The 25,528-nt window shown below is 73.3% G+C and carries 24 protein-coding genes and 4 tRNA genes; 19 read left to right on the top strand and 9 right to left on the bottom strand.

The window, feature by feature from the left end:
- Nucleotides 1-16: 16 nt before the first annotated feature.
- The 3 genes from BLT76_RS19150 (at nt 17) to BLT76_RS25850 (ending at nt 6,461) form a co-directional block, all read left to right on the top strand.
- The gene (locus BLT76_RS19150; protein ID WP_090859794.1) at nt 17-1,183 is read left to right on the top strand and encodes an ROK family transcriptional regulator; all 1,167 of its coding nucleotides are present in this window, start codon (nt 17-19) and stop codon (nt 1,181-1,183) included.
- A gap of 167 nt (nt 1,184-1,350) precedes the next feature.
- Nucleotides 1,351-5,535, top strand: coding sequence for a glycoside hydrolase family 97 N-terminal domain-containing protein (locus BLT76_RS19145; RefSeq protein WP_139175693.1), 4,185 nt, complete (start codon nt 1,351-1,353; stop codon nt 5,533-5,535).
- Complete coding sequence (locus tag BLT76_RS25850) at nt 5,469-6,461, top strand: ROK family protein (RefSeq protein ID WP_280139655.1); 993 nt, start codon at nt 5,469-5,471, stop codon at nt 6,459-6,461. Before BLT76_RS19145 ends, BLT76_RS25850 begins: the two co-directional genes overlap by 67 nt.
- Before the next feature lie 7 nt (nt 6,462-6,468).
- Here the strand turns inward: BLT76_RS25850 and BLT76_RS19135 are convergent, their stop codons facing one another.
- A complete protein-coding gene (locus BLT76_RS19135) occupies nt 6,469-6,774 on the bottom strand; it encodes a CBU_0592 family membrane protein (RefSeq protein ID WP_139175691.1) in 306 nt (101 codons plus the stop codon).
- Between the two features lie 115 nt (nt 6,775-6,889).
- Here BLT76_RS19135 and BLT76_RS19130 point away from each other — a divergent pair, with 115 nt between their 5' ends.
- Nucleotides 6,890-7,810, top strand: coding sequence for a LysR family transcriptional regulator (locus tag BLT76_RS19130; protein WP_090859787.1), 921 nt, complete (start codon nt 6,890-6,892; stop codon nt 7,808-7,810).
- A 1-nt stretch (nt 7,811) separates the two neighbouring features.
- On the opposite strand, the gene BLT76_RS19125 is transcribed toward BLT76_RS19130, so the two are convergent.
- Together BLT76_RS19125 and BLT76_RS19120 are read right to left on the bottom strand one after the other, a co-directional pair.
- Nucleotides 7,812-9,281: a hypothetical protein gene (locus tag BLT76_RS19125; protein ID WP_090859785.1), complete on the bottom strand. Its 1,470-nt coding sequence runs from the start codon at nt 9,279-9,281 to the stop codon at nt 7,812-7,814.
- A 174-nt stretch (nt 9,282-9,455) separates the two neighbouring features.
- Nucleotides 9,456-9,529: transfer RNA gene (locus BLT76_RS19120), tRNA-Phe, on the bottom strand.
- Between the two features lie 98 nt (nt 9,530-9,627).
- Between BLT76_RS19120 and BLT76_RS19115 the strand changes: the two genes are divergently transcribed.
- From BLT76_RS19115 to BLT76_RS19100, 3 genes are all read left to right on the top strand, one after another.
- Nucleotides 9,628-9,700: transfer RNA gene (locus BLT76_RS19115), tRNA-Glu, on the top strand.
- A 174-nt stretch (nt 9,701-9,874) separates the two neighbouring features.
- Nucleotides 9,875-9,951, top strand: a tRNA-Asp gene (locus BLT76_RS19105).
- A 59-nt stretch (nt 9,952-10,010) separates the two neighbouring features.
- Entirely contained in the window at nt 10,011-10,367 is a 357-nt protein-coding gene (locus BLT76_RS19100; protein ID WP_090859783.1) for a metallopeptidase family protein, read from the top strand.
- Here the strand turns inward: BLT76_RS19100 and BLT76_RS19095 are convergent.
- From BLT76_RS19095 to BLT76_RS19085, 3 genes are read right to left on the bottom strand one after another with little or no spacing between them, the layout of a single operon-like run.
- Complete coding sequence (locus BLT76_RS19095) at nt 10,358-10,690, bottom strand: fluoride efflux transporter FluC (RefSeq protein WP_090859781.1); 333 nt, start codon at nt 10,688-10,690, stop codon at nt 10,358-10,360. The two genes, BLT76_RS19100 and BLT76_RS19095, sit on opposite strands and share 10 nt — an antisense overlap.
- On the bottom strand, nt 10,687-11,064 hold the full coding sequence (locus BLT76_RS19090; protein ID WP_090859777.1) for a fluoride efflux transporter FluC: 378 nt from the start codon (nt 11,062-11,064) through the stop codon (nt 10,687-10,689). The genes BLT76_RS19095 and BLT76_RS19090 overlap by 4 nt, the downstream gene beginning before the upstream one ends.
- Nucleotides 11,061-11,927: an ATP-binding protein gene (locus BLT76_RS19085; protein ID WP_244509489.1), complete on the bottom strand. Its 867-nt coding sequence runs from the start codon at nt 11,925-11,927 to the stop codon at nt 11,061-11,063. The genes BLT76_RS19090 and BLT76_RS19085 overlap by 4 nt, the downstream gene beginning before the upstream one ends.
- 385 nt (nt 11,928-12,312) lie before the next feature.
- Between BLT76_RS19085 and BLT76_RS19080 the strand changes: the two genes are divergently transcribed.
- Entirely contained in the window at nt 12,313-13,809 is a 1,497-nt protein-coding gene (locus BLT76_RS19080; protein ID WP_090859774.1) for an NAD(P)/FAD-dependent oxidoreductase, read from the top strand.
- 12 nt (nt 13,810-13,821) lie between these two features.
- Here the strand turns inward: BLT76_RS19080 and BLT76_RS19075 are convergent, their stop codons facing one another.
- Nucleotides 13,822-14,493 carry a PaaI family thioesterase gene (locus BLT76_RS19075; RefSeq protein WP_090859773.1) on the bottom strand — a complete coding sequence of 224 codons (672 nt, stop codon included), beginning with the start codon at nt 14,491-14,493 and terminating at the stop codon, nt 13,822-13,824.
- 218 nt (nt 14,494-14,711) lie between these two features.
- Here BLT76_RS19075 and BLT76_RS25845 point away from each other — a divergent pair, with 218 nt between their 5' ends.
- Entirely contained in the window at nt 14,712-14,867 is a 156-nt protein-coding gene (locus tag BLT76_RS25845) for a hypothetical protein (protein ID WP_170867152.1), read from the top strand.
- Nucleotides 14,868-14,965: 98 nt separating this feature from the next.
- Entirely contained in the window at nt 14,966-17,224 is a 2,259-nt protein-coding gene (locus tag BLT76_RS19070) for a SpoIIE family protein phosphatase (RefSeq protein WP_170867151.1), read from the top strand.
- On the opposite strand, the gene BLT76_RS19065 is transcribed toward BLT76_RS19070, so the two are convergent.
- Complete coding sequence (locus BLT76_RS19065; RefSeq protein WP_090859768.1) at nt 17,202-18,389, bottom strand: acyl-CoA dehydrogenase family protein; 1,188 nt, start codon at nt 18,387-18,389, stop codon at nt 17,202-17,204. The genes BLT76_RS19070 and BLT76_RS19065 overlap by 23 nt on opposite strands.
- Nucleotides 18,390-18,452: 63 nt before the next feature.
- Between BLT76_RS19065 and BLT76_RS19060 the strand changes: the two genes are divergently transcribed.
- Nucleotides 18,453-19,532, top strand: a complete 1,080-nt coding sequence (locus BLT76_RS19060; protein WP_170867150.1) for a hypothetical protein — start codon at nt 18,453-18,455, stop codon at nt 19,530-19,532.
- Nucleotides 19,533-19,637: 105 nt separating this feature from the next.
- The gene (locus tag BLT76_RS19055; RefSeq protein ID WP_090859766.1) at nt 19,638-19,979 is read left to right on the top strand and encodes a hypothetical protein; all 342 of its coding nucleotides are present in this window, start codon (nt 19,638-19,640) and stop codon (nt 19,977-19,979) included.
- A 15-nt stretch (nt 19,980-19,994) separates the two neighbouring features.
- Here the strand turns inward: BLT76_RS19055 and BLT76_RS19050 are convergent.
- Nucleotides 19,995-20,070: transfer RNA gene (locus BLT76_RS19050), tRNA-Lys, on the bottom strand.
- 105 nt (nt 20,071-20,175) lie between these two features.
- Here BLT76_RS19050 and BLT76_RS19045 point away from each other — a divergent pair.
- From BLT76_RS19045 to BLT76_RS19020, 7 genes are all read left to right on the top strand, one after another.
- Nucleotides 20,176-20,961 carry a hypothetical protein gene (locus tag BLT76_RS19045; protein WP_090859764.1) on the top strand — a complete coding sequence of 262 codons (786 nt, stop codon included), beginning with the start codon at nt 20,176-20,178 and terminating at the stop codon, nt 20,959-20,961.
- Nucleotides 20,962-21,255: 294 nt separating this feature from the next.
- Nucleotides 21,256-21,459, top strand: coding sequence for a cold-shock protein (locus tag BLT76_RS19040; protein WP_056863399.1), 204 nt, complete (start codon nt 21,256-21,258; stop codon nt 21,457-21,459).
- Between the two features lie 239 nt (nt 21,460-21,698).
- On the top strand, nt 21,699-21,863 hold the full coding sequence (locus BLT76_RS25840) for a hypothetical protein (protein WP_170867149.1): 165 nt from the start codon (nt 21,699-21,701) through the stop codon (nt 21,861-21,863).
- A 72-nt stretch (nt 21,864-21,935) separates the two neighbouring features.
- Nucleotides 21,936-22,229, top strand: a complete 294-nt coding sequence (locus BLT76_RS19035) for a metal-sensitive transcriptional regulator (protein WP_090859762.1) — start codon at nt 21,936-21,938, stop codon at nt 22,227-22,229.
- Nucleotides 22,230-22,252: 23 nt separating this feature from the next.
- Nucleotides 22,253-22,459 (top strand): heavy-metal-associated domain-containing protein, encoded by a 207-nt coding sequence (locus tag BLT76_RS19030; protein WP_090859761.1) that lies wholly within the window; start codon nt 22,253-22,255, stop codon nt 22,457-22,459.
- A gap of 5 nt (nt 22,460-22,464) precedes the next feature.
- On the top strand, nt 22,465-23,364 hold the full coding sequence (locus BLT76_RS19025; protein WP_090859759.1) for a hypothetical protein: 900 nt from the start codon (nt 22,465-22,467) through the stop codon (nt 23,362-23,364).
- Nucleotides 23,348-25,516 carry a heavy metal translocating P-type ATPase gene (locus BLT76_RS19020; RefSeq protein WP_090859757.1) on the top strand — a complete coding sequence of 723 codons (2,169 nt, stop codon included), beginning with the start codon at nt 23,348-23,350 and terminating at the stop codon, nt 25,514-25,516. Before BLT76_RS19025 ends, BLT76_RS19020 begins: the two co-directional genes overlap by 17 nt.
- Nucleotides 25,517-25,528 lie beyond the last annotated feature (12 nt).

The raw sequence follows: 25,528 nt of genomic DNA, 5'->3' as shown, positions 1-25,528 counted from the left end.
TCTAGGGTTCCGTCGCATGATCAGGGGGGTGCAGGTCCGGACCGACGGTCGGGCGCGCGTGGTGAACACGCTGCTCCACCTCGGTCCGCTGTCCCGTGCCGAGCTCTCCCGCAGCGCCGGGCTGGCTCCCTCGACGGTGACCGGGCTGGTCGCCGGTCTGCAGGCGGAGGGCCTGGTGACCGAGGGTGAGCGGGCTGCGGTCCACGGTCCGGGGCGTCCCGGCACCCGGCTGGCGCTGCACCGCTCGGCGGGGCTGGCGGTCGGGCTCGACTTCGGCAAGCGCCACCTCACCGTCGCGGTCTCCGACCTCGCGCACGAGATCCTCGCCGAGCAGTGGGTGGGGCACGAGCCGGATCTGCCCGCGGTCGAGCAGGTGGCCAGGGCGCGTGCGCTCGTCGACGAGGCGCTCGCGTGCCTGGGCACGGACCGCTCGGCCGTGGTCGGCATCGGGGCCGGCATCCCGGGCCCGGTGCACCTCGCGACCGGCCACCTCGGCGACTCCACGATCCTGCCCGGCTGGGTCGACCTGGCCGCCGCGGAGACGCTGAGCGAGGCCTTCGGCCAGTCGGTCCAGGTCGACAACGACGCCAACATCGGCGGCCTCGCCGAGTGGATGTGGGGCTCGGGGCGGGGCAGCAGCCACGCGGTCTACGTGAAGCTCTCCACCGGCATCGGCGCCGGCCTGATCGTCGACGGCCGGCCCTTCGCCGGCTTCGGCGGTACGGCGGGCGAGATCGGACACATCCGGATCGAGCCGGGAGGCCCGATCTGCCGGTGCGGACGGCGAGGCTGCCTCGAGGCGGTCACCGGCTCCGGCCTGGTCGTCAGCCGGGTCCGGATCGGCCACCCCGAGGTCCGCACGGTCGCCGACGTCCTGGCCCTGGCCCGCGCCGGCGACGCCCGCGCCGTCGAGGCGCTGGCGCACTGCGGCACCGCCGTCGGCACCGCCCTCGGGGCCGTCTGCAACGTGCTCAACCCCGAGGTCGTCGTCCTCGGCGGCGAGCTCGCCGCCGCCGGTGCGGTCATCTCCGGGCCGCTGGTCGAGGCGCTCCGCGCGGCGACGGTCCGCTCGGCCGCGGACGACGTCGAGGTGCGCACCGGCGAGCTCGCCGAGCGGGCCGAGGTCCTCGGAGCCGTGGGGCTCGCCCTGCGCAGCGCCAGCGCCGCCGACCTGCGCGGCTGACGGGCCCTCCCCCGCGACCTGGCCGCGCGCCCCGTCTGGGCGCCGTTCCGTCGCGCCCGCAGACCGGCACCTGACGGATATCGGCGAAAGTGCTTGACGTCACATCAGAGGGCTCCTTAGTCTCGGCGGCGATTACTTCGGTCTCGAACTTATTGCGGGGGAACCCAGTGCGCCTGACCCGGCTCGTCGTCCCACTCGTCTGCTCAGTCCTGACGCTCACCGGCCTCGGCGCCGGCACGGCGTCGGCGGCACCCGTCGCCGCGGCCCCGGTCGCCGCGGCCGACGGCTCCTTCCCGGGCGACTCGGTCGCCTCGCCCGACGGGACGCTGCGCGCGACCGTCGGCGTGGTCGGCGGGCGGCTCACCTACGAGGTCGTGCGGGACGGGACCACCACCGTGGTCGCGCCGTCCGGGCTCGGCTTCACGCTGCGCCAGCCGGCCCTCGACCTGCGCGCGGGCCTGACCGTGACGTCGGTCGAGCGCCGGGAGATCGACGAGACCTGGACGCCGGCCTGGGGCACGGCCTCGCGGGTCCGCAACCACGCCAACGAGCTCACCGTGCACACCCGCCACGAGGCCTCCGGCGCCCTCCTCGACGTCGTCTTCCGGGTCTTCGACGACGGCGTGGGCTTCCGTTACCACTTCCCGCAGCAGGCGGCGCTGGGCGCGCAGTTCGTGGTCTCGGCTGAGGCCTCGGAGTTCGCGCTGCCGGCCGACCTCACGGCCTACTACCTCGCGGCCGGCACGGACTGGAACGCCGACGAGAAGCACTACATGACCGTCCCGCTCCCGCAGGTCCCGACGGCGCAGACGCCGATCACGACCTCGCGGGCCGACGGCCTGTTCGTGACCGTGCACGAGGCCGACCTCACCGACTACCCGAGCATGACGCTCAAGCGGGACGACGCCGTGGCCGGCAAGCTCGTCAGCGAGCTGATCGCCCTGCCCGGCGCCGACAAGGACAAGGCGGTCGTCCCGCTCGGCACGACCGGCTTCGACACCCCGTGGCGCACCCTCACCGTCGGGCGCCAGGCCGGCGACCTCGCGGTCTCGCACCTGGTCGAGAACCTCAACGACGCCTGCGCGATCTGCGACGTCGACAGCGACGGCGACGGCGTCGACGACACGACCGACTGGATCGAGCCGGCGACGTACACGGGTGTCTGGTGGGAGCTGCAGCGCCGCGACACCACCTGGTTCTCCGGGCCCAAGCACGGCGCCACCACCGCGCGGGTCAAGAAGTACATCGACCTGGCCGCCGAGGCCGGCGCCAAGCACGTCCTGGCCGAGGGCTGGAACACCAACGCCGGCAACAACTGGACCGGCCAGGACTTCACCACCCCGCAGGCCGACTTCGACCTCGACGAGGTCCTCTCGTACGCCGCGTCGAAGGGCGTGAACTACATCGCCCACAACGAGACCCGCGGCTTCGTGGACTACTACGACCAGAACCTCGAGCGGATCTTCTCCTTCTACGAGGACAAGGGCATCCACGCGATCAAGACCGGCTACGCCACCAAGTTCAACCTCGGCGGCGTCAACCGCAGCCACTACGACCAGGAGGCGGTGCGCCACTACCAGCGCGTCATCGACGCGGCGGCCGCGCACGGCATCACCGTCAACGCGCACGAGGCGATCAAGCCCACCGGGCTGAACCGCACCTACCCGAACATGATGTCCGGCGAGGGCGTCGCGGGCATGGAGATGCAGAACTACATGGGTGCCAACGGCAACCCGCCGGCGCAGGCGACGATCCTGCCGTTCACCCGGTTCATGGGCGGTCCCGCCGACTACACCCCGGGCGTCCTCAACGTCACCTGGGACCCGGCAGCACTCAACACCCGTGTGCAGACCACCCTCACGACCCAGCTCGCGCTCTACACGGCCTTCTACAGCCCGCTGCAGATGCTGGCCGACACCCCGGAGAACTACGCGCTGTTCCCCGAGGCCTTCGACTACCTGAAGGGGATGCCGGCCACCTGGGACGAGAGCGAGGTCGACGCCGTGATCGGTGACAGCACCGTCACCGCCCGCCGTTCCGGCACCAGCTGGTACGTCGGCGCGATCACCGACGAGAACGACCGGAACCTCCGCATCCCGCTGGACTTCCTCGACCCCGGGACGACGTACGTCGCGGAGATCTACTCCGACACCGCCGACACCACCTGGCGCGGCAACCCGCTGCCGATGGACAAGGACGAGGCCCTGGTGACCTCCGCGACCACGGTCACGGCCGCGCTCGTCGCCGGTGGTGGCCAGGCCATGCGGATCCGCCCGGCGACGCCCGAGCAGCAGGCCGCCCTCGAGGCGTACGACGCCCCCGCGGCCGAGCTGGTCGGCGACCCGCAGATCTCCCTGGACGGCCGCTCCCGCACGGTCGTCGTCGACGCCACGGTCCGCAACAGCGGCTCGACGGTCGGCCAGGCGGTCTTCACCGTCGACGGCGGCTCGGCCACCGCGGCCACCCGCGTCGGACCCGGCGAGGAGCGCACCGTCACCCTGCGGCTCGCCGCCGACGCGCTGCCCTTCCCGGGCACCAGCACGCTCTCGGTCGGCGACGGGCTCGGGACCGTGACCGACAGCGTCGACGTCGACCTGCTGCCCGAGGTCGACGCGGCCGACCGGACCGTGCTGCAGGAGCTGGTCGCCGCCGGAGGCCTGGACCCCGAGCGCGCCGACGCGGCCCGGAAGTACCTCGCCCGCGCCGAGAACCGGCAGGCCCGGGGCGACTTCGTCGGCACCCAGCGCGCCATGCAGGGGCTGCGGCTGCTGGCCGACCGGTCCTCGCGCACCGGCGTCTCCCCGGCGGCCGGTACGGCGATCAGCGGGCTGACCGAGCCGTTCGTCGGCGAGGCCACCGGGCTGTTCGCGGCGCTCCGGGCGCTGCGTGAGCTGGAGGGGTCCGGCGAGGTCGACGCCGAGGCGGTCGCCTCCCTGCGGACCACCCTGGCGGGTGCCGCCACCAGTGCGGTCACCGGTGCGGACGGCGCAGCCCGCACGGCCGTCGGCCAGGCGGCCACCCAGGCCACCGGCCTGGCCGGCAGCGGACCGGCGCTGACCGCGCTGCGGACGGTGCTGGACGGGCTGAAGCAGGCCGACGTACGGCTGGAGACCGAGAACGGCGTCAAGGTCAACGGCGCCGCCAACACCACCGAGCACGCCGGCTACACCGGCACGGGCTTCGTGAAGGGCCTGACCAAGGTCGGCTCGGCGGTCACCGTGACCGGCAACCTGGGCGCGGCGATCGACTACGACGTGTCGGTGCGCTTCGGCAACGGCATGACCATCGCCCCGCTCGACCGCCAGCTCACGCTGCTGCTCAACGACCTGCCGGGCGCCAAGGTGCAGTTCGCCAACCAGGGCCAGGACGCCGACCGGTGGAAGCGGTGGGCGGTCAGCCAGGCCGGCACCTTCCGGCTGCGGGCGGGGTCGAACACCGCGACCCTGGCCTGGGTCGGCGAGGACACCGGCAACGTCAACGTCGACCACGTCCTGCTCCGCCCGTCGCTGGGCACGCTGGCCGACGCCGCGGTCGACGACCTCACCGCCCCCGTGGTCTCGACCGGGCTGTCCCCGCAGCCGGCCGACGTCTGGTCGCCCGTCCCCGTGACGGTGACGGCCGGCGCGACGGACGGCGTCGACCCGGCGCCGGCGTCGGAGGTCCGCGTCGACGAGGGCCCGTGGGCGCCGTACGACGGCCCGGTCCTGGTCGACCAGGACGGCCTGCACACCGTCGCGGTCCGCTCGATCGATGCGGCCGGCAACCTCGCCGAGCCGACGGTCCACACCATCGGCGTCGACCCCAGTGCCCCGTCGCTGGCCTTCGACTTCGACGACCGCACCCGGTCGGTCGCGCTGGTGACCGAGGACGAGGTGTCCGAGGTGGCGACCACGGAGTACCGCGTCGACGCCGGCGAGTGGCTGCCGTACACGGCGGCCGTGGCCCTGCCCCGCGGGACCGCCTCGGTCCTCCAGGCCCGGGCGACCGACCTGGCCGGCAACCGCACCACGGCCCTGCTCCGGGTGCCCGCGGTCGGCGAGCCCGAGCCCCAGCCGGAGCCCCAGCCGGAGCCCCAGCCCTCGCGGATCACCGCCCGGCTGGTGGCGCGCAGTGCCGGCGCCCGGGACGTGCTGCGGGTCCTGGCGCCGAGCGCGGCCCGGGGTGCGACGGTGCGGCTCTACGAGAAGCGCGGCGGCCGGCGGGTGCTGCTGGCCAGCCGCCGGGCCGACGGCTTCGGCGACGCCCGGTTCGTCGTCCGCGACCCGTCGCGGTCGAAGCGCCGCTACTGGGCGGAGGTGTCGGCCACGGACCGGACCCGGGCCGCCCGGACGCCCACGCGGGTGGTCCGCTGACCCGCGTCGAGGGCCAGGACGTCGCCGACGTCCTGGCCCTCGACATCGGCGGCACCAAGACCGTGGCCGCCGTCGTCGCGGCCGGTACGACGCACCCGCTCGGCGAGCGGCCGACGCCGACGGACGGCGCGGCCGCGATCGAGGACGCCGTGGTCGATGCGCTCGACGCCGCCCGGGCGGCCGGGCGGCGACCGGCCTCCATCGGGCTGTCGGTCGCCGGGCTGGTCGAGACCGACCGCTCGACGGTGGCGCTGGCGCCGAACCTGCCGCTGCGCGAGCACGACCTCGGCGGCCGGCTCCGGGCCCGGACCGGGCTGCCCGTGGTCGTCGAGAACGACGTCAACGCCGCGGGCTGGGGCGAGTACCTCGCGCTCCCCGCGCCGGTCTCGTCGTACCTGGTGGTGATGGTCGGCACCGGTCTCGGCGGTGCCTTCGTGGCCGACGGGCACCTCGTGCGCGGGGTGGCCGGCCTGGCCATGGAGGTCGGGCACCTGGTCCACGAGGTCGACGGGGCGGGCTGCGGCTGCGGCGGTCGGGGCTGCTGGGAGCAGTACGCCTCCGGGACCGCGCTGGTCCAGGGCGTTCGTCGTACCGCTGGCGCGGCCGGGTGGACCGGCCGGGACGTCCAGGCGGCGGCCGACCGTGGCGACCCGGTCGCCCTGGCCGGCTTCGCCGGGCTCGGCGAGGCGCTCGGGGAGGGCCTGGCCGACCTGGTCCTGCTGACGAACCCCGAGGTCGTCACGCTGGGTGGCGGCGTGGCCCGCTCCGCCGGGCACTTCCTCGGCCGGGCGCGCCAGGTGCTGGCCGCGCGGCTGGGTCCGAACCGGGCCTTCCTCGTCCCGGAGCTGCGGCTCTCGGTCCTGGGCCCGGTCGCGGCGCTGACCGGCGTCGCCGACCTGGCGCTGGACCGGCTGCCGGTGGGCTGAGCCGGCGTCAGGCGGCCAGGTCGTGCTGGCGCACGTCGGGCGCGAGGTCGGGCACCGGCAGCGCGGTGACGACCCGCGACCGCCGGAGCAGGATGGTCGCCACGCTCTGCAGGCCGATGACGGCCCAGATGAGGTTCGACGCCGCGCTCGGCCAGGCGCCGTACAGCGCGCTCGCCGTGCCTCCGAGCAGGCCACCGACCGCGTTGAGCGCGGCGTAGGTGAGCGATCCGGAGGTCAGCCGGCCCTTCCACAGCAGCAGGTAGGCGGCGAAGGTCCCCGCCGTGCCCACCCAGCCCAGCACTGCCGTCAGCATCGTCCCGCCCTGCCTCTTCCTGACCCCGACGGGGCCGTCCCGGAACGATGGTGAGGCCGGGTCTGGGTTCAGTTCAAATGCACTTCTCTACACATGGGAATTAGCATCACTGAACATGGAGATCGACCCGCGGCGGCTGCGCTTCCTGCTGGCCGTCGCCCGGGCCGGCGGCGTGCTCGCGGCGGCCGACGAGCTCCGGGTGACGCCGTCGGCGGTGTCGCAGCAGCTGGCCCGCCTGGAGCGCGAGGTCGGCCGCTCGCTGGTCCGGCGGACCTCGACGGGCACGGTGCTCACCGAGGTCGGCCGCGATCTCGCCGACACGGCCGAGGAGATCGAGCGCAGCCTGGAGGCGGCGCGGGTCCGGCTGAGCGAGGACGACGGCGACCCGAGCGGCACGGTCCGGATCGGCGGCTTCCACAGCTTCCTGTCGGTGATCCTGCTGCCGGCCCTCCCTGGCTGGCGCGAGCGGTTCCCGCGGCTGCGCTTCGAGGTCGTCGAGGACGAGGAGGAGGACCTCGTACGACGGCTGCGGTCCGGCGACCTCGACGCGGTGGTCCTCGAGCTCGACGCCGAGGAGAGCTCCCGCGCCCTACCGGCCCGGGTCACCGAGGTCCCGCTGCTCGACGAGCCGTGGAAGGTCGTCGTCCCGGCCGGGACGATCACGTCGACGGAGTCGGTCGACCTGGCCCGGCTCGGCCTGCCGTGGCTCGGCGTGGCGCCCACCGCGGCCGGGGCCCAGGCCCTGCGCCGGGTTCGTCGTACGAGCGGGAGCGCCGTGCCCACGGCGCACGTCTACACCGAGACCCAGACCGCGCTGGCGTTCGTGGCGGCGGGGGAGGGGGCGGCGATCATCCCGTCCCTGGCCCTGCGCGGCATCACCCAGGCCGGCGTGGAGACCCTCGACGCGCCGGGTCTCGGGATGCGGCGCATCGTGCTCCGCCGCCACGAGGGCCGCGGCGTCCCGCGCGTCGTCGACGTCGCGACGACGCTGATCCGTGACGCCGCGTCGGCCTTCTCGTTCGACGCGGCGCCCTGACCTACCGGCGCTTCTTCTTCGCCTTCTTGACCTTCAGCACCACGGTGGCCGGGGCGTACTCGGTCCGGGTGGCCCGCACCACCTTGCGGCCCGGGCGGGTGCGCTTCGGGAGGACGACCCGGCAGGTGCCCTGGGTGCCCGTGGTGCAGGCGCGCCCGGCCATCGTGACCCGCGCGCCCGCGACCCGGTTCCCCGCGTCGGTCACCGTGAAGCGGACCGCCCGCTTCCGACCCGCCCGCCACGTGGTCGGCGACGCCTTCAGGGTCAGTCCGGCCAGGACCTGGGTGTGCCAGAACCCGTCGCCGGGGTTGACGACCACGTCGCCCCGTCCCGTCCCGCCGTCGACGCCCAGGGCGTAGACGCGGGTGCGACCGGCTGGGGCGCCGACGGCCCGGACGGCGCCGAACCGGGTCGCGGTCGGATCGGTGCGCACCGCGCGCACGACGCCCGGGTCCGTGCCCCAGGCCACCCACAGCCGACCGCCCGGAGCCGCGCCGAGGCCGACCGTGCCCGCCCCGCCGCTCCCCGGTACGACGGCCGCGCCACCCGCGCCGACCTTCCAGAGCCGGACGGACGTGCAGGTCGGGTAGCCCGAGCAGTACGCCGCGTAGACGCCGCCTCCTGCCCGCGCCGCCAGGGCGACCCGTCCGGTCTGGAGGGAGTCCGCGCCCACGCTCGACCCCGGCGCCTTCAGGACCGGGCCGAGGGAGGGGTGGATCCGGCGGACGAAGGTGCCGTTCGTCGCGGCCGACCCGCCGTTGCCGTACCAGGCCAGCCACACGTCGCCGCCCGAGCGGACCATCGCGAGGTCGTAGGCGCAGCAGCCCGCGACCTCGAAGGACTGGTCGGGCCCGTTCTCGGTCCCGACGTGCCAGGTGATCGTGGAGTTGAGCGGGTAGGCCGCGATCGGCGTCCCGTCGGCCAGCGCCGTCGCGGCCGTCCCGTACGACGCGTACGCGTTGTGGCTCTGCCCGACCGTCGACGTCTGCAGGGTCCAGGTGGTGCCCGCCGCCGGCGCGGTCAGGTGGTACATCTGGCCCTCGTTGTAGGGCTCGCCCGTCACGGTGCTCCGCTGCCCGCCGAAGAGCACGCGCAGCCCGCCGTCCGGTCCGCCGACCACCGCCGGCGTCGCGTCCACGATCGACCAGGGGGTCAGGATCGAGTTCTGCAGCGCCGTCGTCCCGCTCGGTCGGACGGCGGCGTGGCCGAGGCTGGCCTTGTTCTCGGGCTCGCTGCGCGGATAGACCACGTGCAGCACCCGGTCCGCGGTGCGGTAGAGGCTGGCCTCGTGGATGGTGCCCACGGTGCCGGTCGACAGCTTCGACCAGACCCCCGGCCCGCCCCGCTCGGCCGGCGCGGCCGACACCGCAGGCGACGGCGGGTCGGCGCTCGCCGTCCCTCCGCCGGCCAGGCCGGACGCGGCGAGCGCGGTGGCGGTGAGCAGGCTGACCAGCAGGGTGGTGCGACGCACGGCGTCCCCCTTCTCGGGGCCGCCCCGAGCGAGCGGCCGACCGGATCACCCTGGTCCGGCGGCACCCCCGGCCACGATGGTCACTTCGGGGTCTTGACGATCCCCGCGCTCCGTGTCCGGAGGCGTACGACGAAGGGCCCCGCCGTTGCCGGCGGGGCCCTTCGGTGGTGCTCGTGGGCAGGGGCGGGGTCGAACCGCCGACCTATCACTTTTCAGGCGATCGCTCGTACCAACTGAGCTACCTGCCCGAGCGACCGACACCTTACATGGGGACGAGCGGACCCACCGAATCACGCCGTCTTGGGGCGCCCGCGACGGCGACCTTATGCTGTGCGGGCAGTCCAAGGCCCCCATCGTCTAGCGGCCCAGGACCCCGCCCTTTCACGGCGGTAGCACGGGTTCGAATCCCGTTGGGGGTGCTCATCGTCTAGCGGGCGGGCTCCTCGGCGACCCCGCCCTTTCACGGCGGTAGCACGGGTTCGAATCCCGTTGGGGGTGCCACACAGGCTCGCGTCGTCGCCGATTGTGACGCGTCGCCGCCTGTGGGTTAGAGTTCCACCGCTTCGCCGCGCACGATCTGGTGAAGACAACCTGGCCCCGTAGCGCAGTTGGTTAGCGCGCCGCCCTGTCACGGCGGAGGCCGCGGGTTCGAGTCCCGTCGGGGTCGCCATCGGACGCCCCGGATCATCATGATCCGGGGCGTCTTGCGTTGTCCGGCATGCTGAGTCCGTGCCGATCGAGATGGACCCCGAGCGCTTCGACGAGCTGGTCGACACCGCGCTCGACGGCATCCCCGACGAGCTGGCCCAGCTGGTGCGCAACGTCGTGGTCCTGGTCGAGGACGAGCCGCCCGAGGGCGAGCCCGACGACCTCCTCGGCCTGTACGACGGGGTCGCGCTGACCGAGCGCGACAGCAGCACGCTGCTCAACCTGCCCGACCGGATCTTCATCTTCCGCGGCCCGTTGCTCGACTTCTGCGAGAGCGAGGACGAGCTGGTCGAGGAGGTCCGGATCACCGTCGTGCACGAGGTGGCCCACCACTTCGGCATCGACGACGCCCGCCTCCACGACCTCGGCTACGCGTAGGAGCCGACCCAGAACCCCAGCGCGCACGCGCCGACGGCCGACAGGGTCGTGACGACGACGTACGCCGCCCCGTGCCGCGGACCGAGCCCGTGGGCCTGCACCGCGAACGCGGAGTACGTCGTGAACCCGCCGCAGAAGCCGGTGGCCAGCAGCGCGGTGGCGTGCCCGGAGAGTGATCGCGCCGACAGCAGGCCCAGCAGCAGCGAGCCGAGCACGTTCACCACGAGGGTGCCGCGCGGGTGGCGGTCGTCCCACCGCTGCGCCAGCAGGTAGCGCAGCGGGGCGCCGACCGCGGCGCCCAGGGCGACCAGCAGGCCGGTCACCGGCCGGCCCCGACCCGGGCGCCGACGGCGACCGCCGCGACGGCGACCACTGCGGTCGCGACCAGGTAGACGAGCGCGGTCGCCGCGCGTCCGTCCGCGAGCAGCGCGCGGGACTGCTCGCTCACCGCCGAGAGCGTCGTGTAGCCGCCGAGCACCCCCGGGCCGAGCCCGGCCCGGAGGACCGGACGCCGTCGTACGGCCGCGAGGCCCAGCACCACGGCGAGCAGGAACGAGCCGGTGACGTTGATCGCGAAGGTCGTCCACGGGAAGCCGGCGCCGTCCGGCACCAGCTCGCCGAGGCCCCAGCGGGCCACCGCCCCCAGGGCGCCACCGACCGCCACCGCGCCGAGGGCGCGGGGGTCGACCGCGCTCAAGAGACGGTGCTCTGCTGGCCCGGGGTCGCGGCGGCGTCCGGCCAGGCGAGGGGCGGCTCGCCGCGGCCCTGGCGGACGAACTCACCGAGGTACCACTGCTGGAAGCGGCGCTGCTCGTCGGTGCGGGCCAGCGACAGCAGCCGCTCCTGGCGGCAGAACTCGTCCGCCAGGTCGAGCATCTCGATGAACCGCTCCATGGTGCGGGTGCTCTCGCGCGAGGTCACGAGGTCGACCTGGGTCTCGGACTCGCCCGCGGCGACCGCGCTCTCGAGCTGGTCGAGGCCGATGCCCTCGCGCAACTGACGCTCCAGCGAGGCGAACAGGTCGGAGAGGTCCTTGGCGAGCGGGTAGTCGCTCTCGTGGGCGAGCGCGAGCAGCCGGACCTCGCGCCGCAGCTCGCGGAAGTGGCGCTGGAAGGCGACGTACAGGTCGAGCGGTACGCCGCGCACGACGATCTGCACGGGGTCCTCGGGACCCGCGACGGGCGGGTCCTCGTCGCCGGTGATGAGGCCCGGGACGCCGTCGTCCTCGGCGAAGGAGCGGGCGGGGGCGAACCAGACGGTCTTGCCGTCGTCCTCGATCTCCGCGCCCCAGGCGTCGGAGCAGCGCGCGACGATGCTCAGCCCGCGACCGAAGGTGAGCAGCAGGTCGTCGTCCTCGTCGTCCTCGTCGGCGCTCGGCAGCAGCGGCCGCTCGCGGGAGCCGTCGTGGACCTCCACCCGCGGGTGCTCACGTGTGCCGCGGACCCGGACCTGGATCGGCGGGGCGCCGTGGAGCAGCGCATTCGTGACCAGCTCCGAGACGCCCAGCTCCGCGCACTCGGCGAGCTCGGGCCGCCCGATGTCGTGGCACGTCTCGACCACCCAACGCCGTGCGTCCTGCACGCCACGGGGGCCAGCGCCCAGCGACAGGGCAGGCCGGTTCAGCGGCACGGGCGAAGCTCCAGGGGCAGACCGAGATGAGGACAGGGACACGCCATTCTCGGCTCGTGTACCCCCTCTTTCCGGCAAACAAACACGGAAGTTGGCGAAGTCTTTTCGGCCGATCTGCTCAGGATCGGCGACGGTGGACGACGGGATCGATGGGTACGACGAGGGCGGGGTCCCGCCCGCGTGTGACCGACCGCACTCGTGTGACCCACGAGTCAGGGCGCCGGCTTGGGGTCCGACCCCCGCGAGCGCGACAATGGAACTACCGGATCGGCCGGCTGGCCACGGTCCGTCTCGATCGAACGCAGGAAGGCTCGTCATGGCAGCGCCTGACCACCCCCGTGACACCCCGGACCGTCGCCACCAGGTCGTCGTCATCGGCTCCGGATTCGGCGGCCTCTTCGGGACCAAGGCCCTGCGACGCTCCGACGTCGACGTCACGATGGTCGCCAAGACCACCCATCACCTCTTCCAGCCGCTGCTCTACCAGGTCGCGACCGGGATCCTGTCCGAGGGCGAGATCGCGCCCCCGACGCGCGAGATCCTCTCCGGGCAGAAGAACGCCCAGGTGCTGCTGGGCGAGGTCACCGGTGTCGACCTCGAGGCGCGCACGGTGACGTCCCACGTCCTGGGTCGCGAGACCGTGCTGGCCTACGACTCGCTGATCGTCGCCGCCGGCGCGGGCCAGTCCTACTTCGGCAACGACCACTTCGCCGAGTTCGCGCCCGGCATGAAGAGCATCGACGACGCGCTCGAGCTGCGCGGCCGCATCTTCGGCGCCTTCGAGATGGCCGAGCTCGGCGCCCAGCGCGGCGACAACGTCGACCACCTGCTGACCTTCGTGGTCGTCGGCGCGGGCCCGACCGGAGTGGAGATGGCCGGTCAGATCGCCGAGCTGGCCCACCGCACGCTCAAGCGCGACTTCCGGTCGATCAACACCCGCACCGCGCGCGTCGTCCTGGTGGACGCCGCGCCCCAGGTGCTCCCGCCGTTCGGCCAGAAGCTCGGAGACAAGGCCAAGAGCGAGCTGGAGAAGCTCGGCGTCGAGGTCGTCCTCGGCGCGATGGTGACCGACGTCGACGAGCGCGGCATCGAGATGAAGTTCAAGGACGGCCGCGTCGAGCGGATCAACACCGTCACCAAGATCTGGGCCGCGGGCGTGCAGGCCAACAAGCTCGGCAAGACCCTGGCCGAGCAGAGCGGCGCGCCGCTCGACCGCGCAGGTCGGGTCGGCGTCAACCCCGACCTCACCCTCCCGGGCCACCCGGAGGTCTTCGTCGTCGGCGACATGATCTCGCTCGACAACCTCCCCGGCGTCGCCCAGGTGGCGATCCAGGGCTCGAAGTACGCCGCCAAGGAGATCGACGGCCGGCTCAAGGGCAAGGCCCCGCAGCCGCCGTTCAAGTACTTCGACAAGGGCTCGATGGCCATCATCAGCCGCTTCCGTGCGGTGGCGATGGTCGGCAAGCTGCGGATCACCGGCGTCGTGGCGTGGCTGATGTGGCTGGGTCTGCACCTCGTCTACATCACCGGCTTCAAGAGCCGGGTCACCGCGCTGATCCGCTGGGCCGTGTCGTTCATCGGCCGCGGCCGCTCGGAGCGCACCACCACCGAGCAGCAGATCTTCGCGCGCAGCGCGCTCGCCCGGCTCAAGCGCGGGGCGACCGATCTGGTCTCCCAGCCCGGGGCGTACGACGCCGCCCGCGAGCTGCTGGAGACCTCGCGGCGCGAGGAGCTCGAGGCCCAGGCCGCCGAGGAGGCCCGGCTGACCGACTCCGGGCAGCGCGGCGCCAACCTGGGTGAGAAGGTCTCCTGACCGGAGCCGCGTCTACTCGAAGTACGACGGAGTCGGCTGCTCGTCGTCCTGCGCGGCGATCGCCTCGCGGGCCCAGCGCGGCAGGATGAAGACGCCCTCGGCCTCGACGGTGACCCCCTCGGGACCGATGAGGTGGCCCTTGGCCCAGGTCTTCACGCCCTCGGCGCGGTCGATCCAGGCCTCGGCCCGCAGGTCGCCGAGCGGGGTGCCCTGCCGGTAGGTCAGGGTGAGCGTCCCGGTCATGCCCGGCTTCCCGCCGGCGCCGGCCGCCTCGCCGAGCATCTGGTCGAGGATCATCGCCGAGACGCCGCCGTGCACCAGGCCGGGCGGCCCCTCGTAGGCGGCGCCGAGGTGGAAGTCTGCCCAGGCGCGTCCCGTGTCGTCGTGGTCGATCACCAGCGGTGGGGCGGCCGCGTTGCGGAGGCCGACCACGGTGTTGCCCCAGGGGCGGCCACGGCCCGCCCGGCCGAAGCGGACGCCGTACGCGCCGTCGAGCTGGTGCTCGCGCAGCCGGGCGGTGACCGCCTCGATCTCGGCCTGGGCGCGGCGGATCTCGTCGTCGTCGACCAGGGTGCGGATGGTGGCGTCGACGAGCTCCCGCACGGCCTGGGTGAAGGGCTCGTACACGCCGCGCTGCCGCTCGAGCTCCGCGTCGGAGATGTCGTCCTGCACGTAGCCGCTCACGGGCGGAGTCTAGAACACGTTCCACTGGTGCGGCCGTCGGTCGGGACAGGCTCGCGGCAGGAAGGTGACGGCGACCCGAAGGTGACGAGAACCGCTGCGGAAGGTCTGGACCAGGGACGGATTCGGTCGTCAATCGGCCGACATTCGACGGTTTTCGCTCCGGGCCTGAGGAGAAGGCCCGTAAACTTGTCACTACCTTGAAGTCGGGGGAGGACATCATGGGCAACGCAGCCATCACGCGTCTCACGGCACGCGACGTGCCGGAGACGCGACGACCCGTCGAGCCGGCGGCCGCCACCGAGCTGGACGTCGACGACGTCCGCATGCTCCTGAAGGAGCTCCGCCTGCGGCGCCAGCTGCGCGCGCAGGACTGACCGAAGAGGGGACGTCACCGGCGGGACCTGATTGGATGGCCCCCGGACCGGTTCCTCCTGAGGGAGGAGCCGGTGAGTCGATCATCCCCGGAGTACCCGTGACCGAGCAGGCCGTGTCCGCGCACACGCCCGCCTACGCGGCCGCAGACCTGACCAACTGCGACCGCGAGCCCATCCACATCCCGGGAGCCATCCAGCCGCACGGCGCGCTGCTCGCACTCGGGCTGGACCTCGCGGAGGTCGTGATGGCCTCGGCCAACGCGGGGCCGATGCTCGGCGTCGACCCCGACGACGTGCCCGGCGCCTCGCTGGCCTCCCTGCTCGGGGCCGAGGCCGCCGAGGCGGTCCGGGTCTCCGTCGAGGGCGCGCGCGCCGAGGTCCTGCACCTGCACGTCGAGGAGCTCGCCGCCCGCGGGGCGCTGCTGCCGTCGTACGTCGACGCCGCGGTGCACCGCTCCGGCGACCGGGTCCTGGTCGAGCTCGAGGCCGCCGATCCCGAGGGGGAGGCGCTGCTGTCCTACCGCGCGGCCCGCGGCGCGATGCAGCGGCTGTCGCGGACCGCGTCGGTCGTCGAGCTCTCCGAGGGTCTGGTCCGCGAGATCGCCGACCTCACCGGCTTCGACCGGGTGATGGTCTACCGCTTCGACCAGGACTGGAACGGTGAGGTCATCGCCGAGAGCCGGCGCCCCGACCTGAACCCGTTCCTCGGCCTGCACTACCCCCACACCGACATCCCGGCCCAGGCCCGCCGGCTCTACACCGTCAACTGGATCCGGCTGATCGCCGACATCCTCTACACGCCGGTGCCGATCCACCCCGTGCTGGACCCGGCGACCGGCGCGCCGCTCGACCTCTCCCACTCGACGCTGCGCAGCGTCTCGCCGATCCACGTCGAGTACCTCTCCAACATGGGCGTGACCGCGTCGATGTCGGTCTCCCTGGTCATCGACGGCGAGCTCTGGGGGCTGATCGCCTGCCACCACTACTCCGGACCGCTCGAGCTCAGCCTCGACGTGCGCGCGGCGTCGGAGTTCCTGGGCCAGGTGGCCTCCCAGCTGGTCGCCGAGCGGGAGCGGGCCGACGCGCGCGAGTCCCAGCGCCGCGCCGAGGAGCTGCTCACGACGGTGCAGGCGGCGACGTCGTCCTCCCCGGCGCCGCTGCAGACCCTGATGCAGATCAGCTCCCTGGCCGACCTGATGGACGCCGGCGGGGTGGCCCTGTGCTTCGACGGGCACCTCACCACCCTCGGCACCGTGCCCGACCACGCGTCGATCAGGCGCATCGCCGAGCTCCTGCGGCGACCGGAGAGCCAGCCGGGGTCCAGCTCCTACCTCGCCGCGCTCGACCCCGACCTCGCCGCGGTCGCCGACACGGCGGCAGGGGCTCTCGTGATCGGCTCCGCGCCCGACCGCTGGCTGTGCTGGGTCCGCCCCGAGCTGCCCGAGGTCGTCGACTGGGGCGGCGACCCGACCAACAAGCAGATGGCGCTCGCCGAGGACCCGCAGGTCCGGCTCAGCCCCCGCAAGTCGTTCGAGAAGTGGCAGCAGGTCGTGCGCGGCCACAGCGAGGTCTGGCAGCCCTGGCACCTCGACCACGCGGTCTCCCTGGCCAGCCACCTGGCCAGCCTGCTGTACGCCAACTCGCGCGAGCAGGTCGACATGGCCGAGTCGCTGCAGCGCAGCGTCATCCCGGTCCAGGCCCCCCGGTTCGACGGCCTGGAGATGGCGGCCCGCTACCTGCCGGCCTCGACGTTCCAGATGGGCGGCGACTGGTGGGACGCCTTCGAGCTGCCCGGCGGTCGGATGGCCTTCGTCGTCGGCGACGTCGCGGGCCACGGCGTGGCCGCCGCGACCACGATGACCCAGCTGCGGGCCGCGGTCCGCGCCCACCTCTTCGGCGAGGAGTCGCCGGCCGTGGTCCTCGACCGCACCGACCGGTTCATGGACGGGCTGTTCGAGCAGGTGATCGCCACGGCTGTCGTCGGGACCGTCGAGCCCGCCACGGGTCGGGTCGTGCTGGCGGCCGCCGGTCACCCGCCGCCGCTGCTGATCCAGGGCGGTGCGGCCCAGGAGCTCCAGATCGCCACCCGGCCCGTCCTCGGCCTGGGCGTGACCGGGGCCCGTGAGACCGAGCTGGTCCTCACCCCCGGGTCGACGCTGCTGCTCTACACCGACGGGCTGGTCGAGCGTCGCGGTGTCGACCTGTCCACCTCGCTGGCGCTGCTCGCCGACCTGGCCGGGCGCGGGCCGGGCCCGGCCGGCATGGAGGAGTGGGTCGACGGCATGCTGCTCGCCGTACCAGGAGCGCGGGACGACGACACGACGGTGCTCGCGATCAGGATGTCGCCGGCCGGCTGACGACCGAGCCCTGGTCGGTCGTGTCGAGGCCGCGGGCGATGACGAGGCGCTGGATCTGGTTGGTGCCCTCGAAGATCTGCATGACCTTCGCCTCACGCATGTAGCGCTCCACCGGGAAGTCCTTGGTGTAGCCGGCGCCGCCGAGCACCTGGACGGCGTCCGTGGTGACCTTCATGGCGTGGTCCGTCGCGACCAGCTTGGCGACCGACGCCTCGCGGGAGAACGGCAGGCCGGCGTCCTTGAGGCGGGCCGCGTGCAGGGTGGTGGCCCGGGCCGAGGCGACGGCCGCCTCCATGTCGGCCAGCAGGAAGCCGAGCCCCTGGTGGTCGATGATCCGGCGGCCGAAGGTGGTGCGCTGCTGGGCGTAGGCCACGGCGGCGTCGAGGGCGCCCTGGGCCAGCCCGGTGGCGACGGCGGCGATCCCGAGCCGACCGGAGTCGAGGCCCGCGAGCGCGATCCGCAGACCCTCGCCCTCGCCGCCGAGGCGGCGCTCGACCGGGACCCGGACACCGTCGAAGCGCATCGTGGCCGTGGTGGAGCCGGTCAGCCCCATCTTGTCCTCGGGGCGGTCGGCGGCCAGGCCCGTGGCATCGCCGGGCACCAGGAAGCAGGAGATGCCGTCACGGCCGCCCGGGCTCTCGGAGGTACGGGCCATCACCTTGTAGAAGTCGGCCTCGCCGCCGTGCGTGGTCCAGGCCTTCGCGCCGGAGATGACGTACTCGTCGCCGACCAGGCGGGCCGTGGTGGTCATCGCGGCCGGGTCGGAGCCGGCGTGCGGCTCGGACAGGCAGTAGGCGCCGAGCAGCTCGCCGCCGAGCATGTCCGGCAGCCAGCGGGTCCGCTGCTCGTCGGTCCCGCGGGTGACCAGGCCGAAGCAGGACAGGGCGTGCACGGACACCCCGACCCCGACGCTCGCCCAGACCGAGCCGATCTCCTCCAGCACCTGCAGGTAGACCTCGTAGGACAGCCCGCCCCCGCCGTACTCCTCGGGGTAGGGGAGACCGAGCAGGCCGGTGCGCCCGAGGGTGCGGAACACCTCGCGTGGGAACTCGCCGGCCGCCTCGGACGCGGCCGCCCGCGGGACCAGCTCGTCGGCGGCGATCCGCCGTACCAGCCGGACCAGGTCGACGGCCTCCTCGGACGGCAGCACGCGGCGAGCACTCACGGGGTTCCCTTCGGTCGGTGACGGGGATGCGGGTCGACGCCCCCAGCCTCCATGATGTGCCCCATGGACACCGGCGTCGCCATCGTCTTCGTCGCGGTCGTCGGCGCCCGGTTCCTGCTGCCCCTGACGATCCCGTTCTTCCCGCTGCCGGGCATCGTGGCCTGCCTGGTCCTCGACGGCGTCGACCAGACGATCTTCCAGGCCTTCGGGTACGACCCGCCGGGCTACCAGGGCTACGACAAGGCGATGGACGTCTACTACCTGGCCATCGCCTACCTCGCGATGCTGCGGAACTGGACCAGCGTCGCCGCCGTCGAGGTCGGCTTCTTCCTCTACTTCTACCGCCTCATCGGCGTGCTCCTCTTCGAGCTGACCCAGGCTCGGGCGCTGCTGCTGGTCTTCCCGAACACCTTCGAGTACTTCTTCATCGCCTACGAGACGCTGCGCGCCCGGTGGTCGCCGCTCGCGCTCGCGCTGAGCTGGTGGATCGGGGCCGCCGCCGCCATCTGGGTGGTCGTCAAGCTGCCTCAGGAGTGGTGGATCCACATCGCTCAGCTCGACGTCACCGACCTGCTGATCGAGTACCGCTGGGCGCCGGTGCTGCTGTTCGTGCTGGTCCTGCTGCTCGGCGCGGTGCTGCAGCTGGTGGTCCGCCCCCGCCTGCCGCGGGCGGACTGGGACTGGCGGCTGCGGCCCGAGCCGCTCCCGGAGGAGATCGACGAGGCCCACGAGCAGGCGGCCTGGCGGGCCGAGCACGACCGGGTGCTGTCCTGGGCGACGCTCGAGAAGGTGGTGCTGGTCGGCCTGCTGGCCGTGGTCTTCGGTCAGCAGTTGCCCGACTTCACCGGCACCTCGACCGACCTCTTCATCGGCACCGCCGTCGTGGTGGTGCTGAACGCGGCCGTCACGCTGGTCGTGGCCCGCCGGGGCTGGACGACGGTCTCGCTGAGCGCGGCGTTCGTCGTACGACTGCTGGTGAACGTGGTCCTCGTGCTGGTGGCCGACGAGCTGCTGCCGGGCGGGGAGGCCCGCCTCGACGGCTACGACACGATGTTCTTCCTCTCGCTGATCAGCCTGATCACCACGTTGCACGACCGGTGGCGGCCCGTGCACCAGGTGCGCGCGGCCGTCGCGGCCGCCTGAACCCACGGATCGGATCGACGACCGGTCTTGACCGGGGCGTGGCCGAGTCGCTAAACGCGGCTTCCATGGGGAACGATGCAGAGAGAGACTCATGGGGGTGAGCGCATGGAGCTGGTCGAGGTGGCGCTGCCGACCCGACTCGTGGTCGGCCCTACGCGCACGTTCCCGCTCCACCACTCCCACACGTCCCTCACCCGTGGCCTGGAGCCCGGTGAGGAGCTGGTCATCGTCGACGCCGACGGCGAGTACCACGCCGCCGCCGTCACCGACATCGCCTTCACCCTCGACGACACCGTCTACGTCCTGCAGACCGGCGTCCGGCTGCCCGAGGAGCTCGCGATCGCCCGCCTGGAGTCCGCGGACGGCGTACGACGCGGCGACGTCGACGGCGTCGTCGACCTGATCGGCGAGATGCTGCGCCGCTCGCGTCGTACCGAGGAGACCTGAGCGTCGGTACGACGGTGGTAGGCCCCGTGGGACTCGAACCCACAACCCAAGGATTAAAAGTCCTCTGCTCTGCCAATTGAGCTAGGGGCCCAGGGCTGGTCAGCCCGGCGGACATCATGGCAGACGTCCTCGGTGCGCCGGCGCAATCGCCTGAACGGGTCATTCCTCGGCCGGGGTGGGCGAGGATGGTGAAGGGATGTCCATCCTCACCGCACCTCGCACCGGGAGCCGGCTCGCCGTAGCCCTCTCGGCGGCCGCACTCGTCACGTCCGCCGGCATCGCCGGCGGTCCGGCCCTGGCCAAGGCGCTCAACGCCCACACGGTCGACGGCAAGCACGCCGTCGGCTCGGGGGCGTCGATCAAGGCCCGCCGCGGGAAGCTCGTCGCGACCAGCAGGCGCACCGGGCGGCTGCCGGACAACATCATCGCGCGGGCCCCCGACGCGGCCCGGCTGGCCGGCCGGCCGGGGTCGTCGTACCTGCTGGCGGGGGAGGCCGACGAGGTCGTCCAGGCCGGTGGCACCCCCACCACGACGCCGCTGCCGGCCGTCGGGGTCTCGACCTCGGCGGTGGGCTTCACGACCCGGACCGCCGGGCGGCTGGTCCTGGACCTGACCGGGAGCGGGCAGCTGACGTGCCCGTCCTCGAGCTTCGTGCACTGGTGGATCCGGCTGGACGGCGAGCCCGTCCTGAGCAGTCGGATGCAGCTCGGCGAGGCCGCCGCGATCGACTTCACCTACGCGGGATTCCCCAGCATCCACCTGACGGGGGCCACCGCCGGGTCGGTCGCCCCGGGAGACCACGTCGCCCAGCTCGTCGGTGGCTGCTCCACGGGCGTCAGCGGCGGGAGCGCCACCAGCGGGATCCCGGGACTGCTCACGGCCACGGTCGTGCACCGCGGGCTCGCCCCCATCGCGCGGGCCGCGGCGACCAGGGCCCGTACCTCGTGCGTCACGGCGGGCGGCGGTGAGAGCTGCCGCTGAGCCTGCCTCGCGCGCGTGCCCGTTTCCCGCGCTGTCACACGGGTGTTGCAGAACCTTCACGGCCGCCGTCCACAAAGCCGCGGTCCAGGGGGTTTGCCTGACGGAGTTGCTTGGTAGTGTCTTTCCTGCAACAGGTGCAAGTTCCAGCTGGTCTGACGCCCGCGGAGTTTGTGATCCAACGGCGTTTCTGCTTTGTGGTCTTACCAATCACGAGTCGGAGCGACGTGTCACCGCATCTGGTGTGGGGCCGTCGACGTGATGGCCTCTCGTTCCGATATCAGGAGTAACGAGCACATGGCTCAAGGCACCGTGAAGTGGTTCAACGCTGAGAAGGGCTTCGGCTTCATCGCGCAGGAGGACGGCGGCGACGACGTCTTCGTGCACTACTCGGCGATCCAGACCCAGGGCTACAAGTCCCTGGACGAGAACCAGAAGGTCGAGTTCGACGTCACCCAGGGCCCGAAGGGCCCGCAGGCGGAGAACGTTCGCCCTGTCTGATCAGACCGGCACCGGTCCGGCACCTGTCTGACCACAGCCACTGCGAGGCCCCACCCGTCACGGGTGGGGCCTCGTGTCGTTCCCGGACTCCTCCGTCCGGCGCGACGTGCCACCCGCGCGGGCCATGTCCGGCGCCTCGGTTTGGTCGTACCCTGGGTGGGGAACGTACTCCCGGAACGCGCGTCCGCTCCGGCTTGCGTCACCGCCAGCGCTCGACGATCAGACTTGGGGAGGCCAGCGTGCACGATCAGTTCGACGTGACGCTGGAGGACGCCGACCTGCTGGGCGAGGTCGAGCTGACCACCAACCTGATCATCGCGGCCAGTGAGGCCGACGAGCACCTCTCCTCCGCCGAGATCGACGAGATCCTCGGCGTCGTGCCCTCTCCGCGCGCCGAGAGCTGACCGACCCGGACGCAGTCGGCGTCGTACCGTCATGTCTTGAGGCTCATACCCTAGGGGGGTAGGGTCCTTGGTATGGCAGAGCACCAGCACGGCTACATCCACCGCAAGGACGACTACCTCAAGCGGCTGCGCCGGATCGAGGGCCAGGCCCGCGGCCTGCAGCGGATGGTCGAGGAGGAGCAGTACTGCATCGACATCCTCACCCAGGTGGCCGCCATGACGAAGGCGCTCCAGGCGGTCTCGCTGGGCCTGCTGGAGGAGCACATGAACCACTGCGTGGTCGACGCGGCGCGCGCCGGCGAGGCCGAGGGTCAGGCGAAGGTCGCCGAGGCGCTCGAGGCCATCACCCGCCTGGTCCGGTCCTGACCACCACGACTGAGGAGAGACGCATGAGCGAGCAGAGCACCTGGACCGTCAGCGGGATGACCTGCGGGCACTGCGAGGCGTCGGTCCGCGAGGAGGTCGGCGAGCTCGCCGGCGTCACCGCGGTCGAGGCGTCCCACGAGACCGGTCGGGTCGTGGTCACCAGCGACGGCCCCCTCGACCCGGCGGCCGTGGCCGCGGCGGTCGAGGAAGCCGGCTACCGGCTGGGGTGAGGGCCATGGGGACACTCGCGCGGGTCGCCGCGTTCCTGGGGATCCTGGCCCTCGTGCTGGGGGCCGGGCTGGGCCTCGGCCGCCTGGTCGGTCCGGTCGACACCGAGCCGGTGGCTCACGAGGACGCCGGCCACGACGCGGAGTCCGACGCCGGCCACGAGGCGGACCACGGCGCGACGGCCGTGGCCGGGCTGGAGACCGCGGCGGGCGGCTACGCCCTGCACCTCGTCGAGGACCGGCTGGGGACCGGGCGGCAGCGGCTGGCGTTCCACGTGACGGGACCGGACGGCACGCCGGTGACGTCGTACGACGTGCAGCACGAGAAGGAGCTGCACCTCGTCGTCGTCCGGCGCGACCTGACCGGCTTCCAGCACGTGCACCCCGAGCGCGCCGCCGACGGCACCTGGTCGGTCGACCTGGACCTGACTCCGGGCGTGTGGCGGGTGCTGGCCGACACGGCGCCGACCGGGGCCGACCCCGTGGTGCTGGGCGCCGACCTGATGGTCGCGGGGGACTTCGCCCCGGTGCCGCTGGGGGAGCAGACCCTCGCCGCCTCCGTCGACGGGTACGACGTGACGCTCGGCGGGCTGCTGCGGGCCGGGGTCGAGACCGAGCTCGCCCTGACCGTCCAGCGTGGCGGCGAGCCGGTGGACGACCTGGAGCCGTACCTCGGGGCGTCCGGGCACCTGGTCGCGCTGCGGGCCGGTGACCTCGGCTACCTGCACGTCCACCCGGAGGAGGGCCCCGGCCCGGTCGTCCGCTTCCACACCGCGTTCCCGAGCGCCGGGACCTACCGGCTGTTCCTGGACTTCCAGCACGACGGGGTGGTCCGGACCGCGGTGTTCACGGTCGAGGTCGACGGAGCGGCCGAGGGAGAGGGGGGCGGGCATGAGCACGGACACTGACGTCGAGCTCGCGATCACCGGCATGACCTGCGCGTCGTGCGCGAACCGGATCGAGCGCAAGCTGAACAAGCTCGACGGCGTGACGGCGTCGGTCAACTATGCCACCGAGAAGGCGCGGGTCACCTTCCCCGCGACGCTGAGCGCCGACGACCTGGTCGCGACCGTCGAGGCCGCCGGGTACGGCGCAGCGCTGCCCACGGCCGGGCCCGAGCCCGAGACCGCGGGGGCCGACCCCGAGCTGGACGCCCTGCGGCAGCGGCTGGTCGTCTCGGCCCTGCTGAGCGTGCCCGTCGTCGCGATGGCGATGGTGCCCGCGCTGCAGGTCGACCACTGGCAGTGGCTGTCGCTGACCCTGGCCGCGCCGGTGGCGGTCTGGGGCGCCTGGCCTTTCCACCGGGCGGCCTGGCTGAACGCCCGGCACGGCACGTCGACCATGGACACCCTGGTGTCGCTCGGCGTGCTGGCGGCGTTCGGCTGGTCGCTCGTGGCCCTCTTCTGGGGCACGGCCGGCGAGACCGGGATGACCCACCCGTTCCGGATCACCGTCGAGCGGACCGACGGTCTCGGCAACATCTACCTGGAGGCCGCGACCGGGGTCACCACGTTCCTGCTCGCAGGTCGCTGGTTCGAGAAGCGCTCGAAGCGGCGGGCGGGTGCGGCGCTGCGGGCGCTGCTGTCCCTGGGGGCCAAGGACGTGGCGGTGCTGCGCGGCGGCGCCGAGGTGCTGGTGCCCGCGGGCGAGCTGGTCGTGGGCGACCGGTTCGTCGTACGGCCGGGGGAGAAGGTGGCGACCGACGGGGTCGTGGAGAGCGGGACGTCGGCGGTGGACGCGTCGATGCTGACCGGCGAGCCGGTGCCCGTCGAGGTCGGACCCGGGGACGCGGTCACCGGCGCCACCGTCAACGCTGGCGGCCGGCTCGAGGTGCGTGCGACCCGGGTCGGCGCCGACACGCAGCTGGCCCAGATGGCCCGGCTGGTCGAGGAGGCCCAGCACGGCAAGGCCCAGGCCCAACGGCTCGCCGACCGGATCTCCGGGTTCTTCGTGCCGGTGGTGGTCGCGCTGGCGGTGGCGACCCTCGGGTTCTGGCTGGGCACGAGCGGCTCGGCGGCGACCGCGTTCACCGCGGCCGTGTCGGTGCTGATCATCGCCTGCCCGTGCGCGCTGGGCCTGGCCACGCCGACGGCGCTGATGGTCGGCACCGGCCGCGGCGCCCAGCTCGGGATCCTGATCCGGGGCCCCGAGGTCCTGGAGTCGACCCGGCGGGTCGACACGGTGGTCCTCGACAAGACCGGCACGGTGACGACGGGCCGGATGACCCTGGTCGAGGTGGTGGCTGCCGAGGGCGAGGACCCCGACGCCGTCCTCCGCCTGGCGGCTGCCGTCGAGGACGCCTCGGAGCACCCGGTCGGCCGGGCCGTGGCGTCCGGGGCGCGCGAGCGGCTCGGCGAGCTCCCGGTGGTGACCGGGTTCCGGGCCACCGCGGGCACCGGGGTCGCCGGCACCGTCGAGGGGTACGACGTCCGCGTCGGTCGGGCGCCGGCCGACGTCGAGCAGCCGGCCGGCCGGTCCGTCGTCCAGGTCGAGCGGGACGGCGTCGCGGTGGGGTGGCTGCACCTCGCCGACCGGGTGAAGGACACCTCGGCGGAGGCGGTCCGGGAGCTGCGCGCCCTGGGCCTGCGGCCGCTGCTGCTCACCGGCGACCACGAGCGCGCCGCACGCGCCGTCGCGGACCTGGTCGGGATCGACGACGTCGTCGCCGGGGTGCTGCCGGAGGGCAAGGTCGACGTCGTACGCCGGCTGCAGGCCGAGGGCCGGGTCGTGGCGATGGTGGGCGACGGGGTGAACGACGCCGCCGCGCTCGCCCAGGCCGATCTCGGCATCGCGATGGGCACCGGCACCGACGTCGCCATCGAGGCGAGCGACCTGACCCTGGTGCGGGGCGACCTGCGGGTCGCGGCGACCGCCGTACGGCTGGCACGGCGGACGCTGACGACGATCCGCGGGAACCTGTTCTGGGCCTTCGGCTACAACGTGGCCGCGCTGCCCCTCGCCGCCGCCGGGCTGCTCAACCCGATGCTGGCCGGCGCCGCGATGGCGCTCTCGTCGGTCTTCGTGGTGACCAACAGCCTGCGGCTGCGGGCCTTCCGCTGATCGGCGGAGTCG

The sequence above is a fragment of the Nocardioides lianchengensis genome (assembly GCF_900101465.1).
Lineage (GTDB): Bacteria > Actinomycetota > Actinomycetes > Propionibacteriales > Nocardioidaceae > Nocardioides > Nocardioides lianchengensis.
The sequence above is the reverse complement of the archived record's forward strand: the minus strand, read 5'-3'. Positions and strand labels throughout refer to the sequence as shown.

Coding starts and splice junctions, on each gene's coding strand:
- BLT76_RS19030 (WP_090859761.1), top strand. CDS start 22,253: ATGAGCGAGCAGAGCACCTGGACCGTCAGCGGGATGACCTGCGGGCAC.
- BLT76_RS19040 (WP_056863399.1), top strand. CDS start 21,256: ATGGCTCAAGGCACCGTGAAGTGGTTCAACGCTGAGAAGGGCTTCGGC.
- BLT76_RS19045 (WP_090859764.1), top strand. CDS start 20,176: ATGTCCATCCTCACCGCACCTCGCACCGGGAGCCGGCTCGCCGTAGCC.
- BLT76_RS19150 (WP_090859794.1), top strand. CDS start 17: ATGATCAGGGGGGTGCAGGTCCGGACCGACGGTCGGGCGCGCGTGGTG.
- BLT76_RS19020 (WP_090859757.1), top strand. CDS start 23,348: ATGAGCACGGACACTGACGTCGAGCTCGCGATCACCGGCATGACCTGC.
- BLT76_RS19035 (WP_090859762.1), top strand. CDS start 21,936: ATGGCAGAGCACCAGCACGGCTACATCCACCGCAAGGACGACTACCTC.
- BLT76_RS19130 (WP_090859787.1), top strand. CDS start 6,890: ATGGAGATCGACCCGCGGCGGCTGCGCTTCCTGCTGGCCGTCGCCCGG.
- BLT76_RS19080 (WP_090859774.1), top strand. CDS start 12,313: ATGGCAGCGCCTGACCACCCCCGTGACACCCCGGACCGTCGCCACCAG.
- BLT76_RS19135 (WP_139175691.1), bottom strand. CDS start 6,774: ATGCTGACGGCAGTGCTGGGCTGGGTGGGCACGGCGGGGACCTTCGCC.
- BLT76_RS19060 (WP_170867150.1), top strand. CDS start 18,453: ATGGACACCGGCGTCGCCATCGTCTTCGTCGCGGTCGTCGGCGCCCGG.
- BLT76_RS19025 (WP_090859759.1), top strand. CDS start 22,465: ATGGGGACACTCGCGCGGGTCGCCGCGTTCCTGGGGATCCTGGCCCTC.
- BLT76_RS19055 (WP_090859766.1), top strand. CDS start 19,638: ATGGAGCTGGTCGAGGTGGCGCTGCCGACCCGACTCGTGGTCGGCCCT.
- BLT76_RS25845 (WP_170867152.1), top strand. CDS start 14,712: ATGGGCAACGCAGCCATCACGCGTCTCACGGCACGCGACGTGCCGGAG.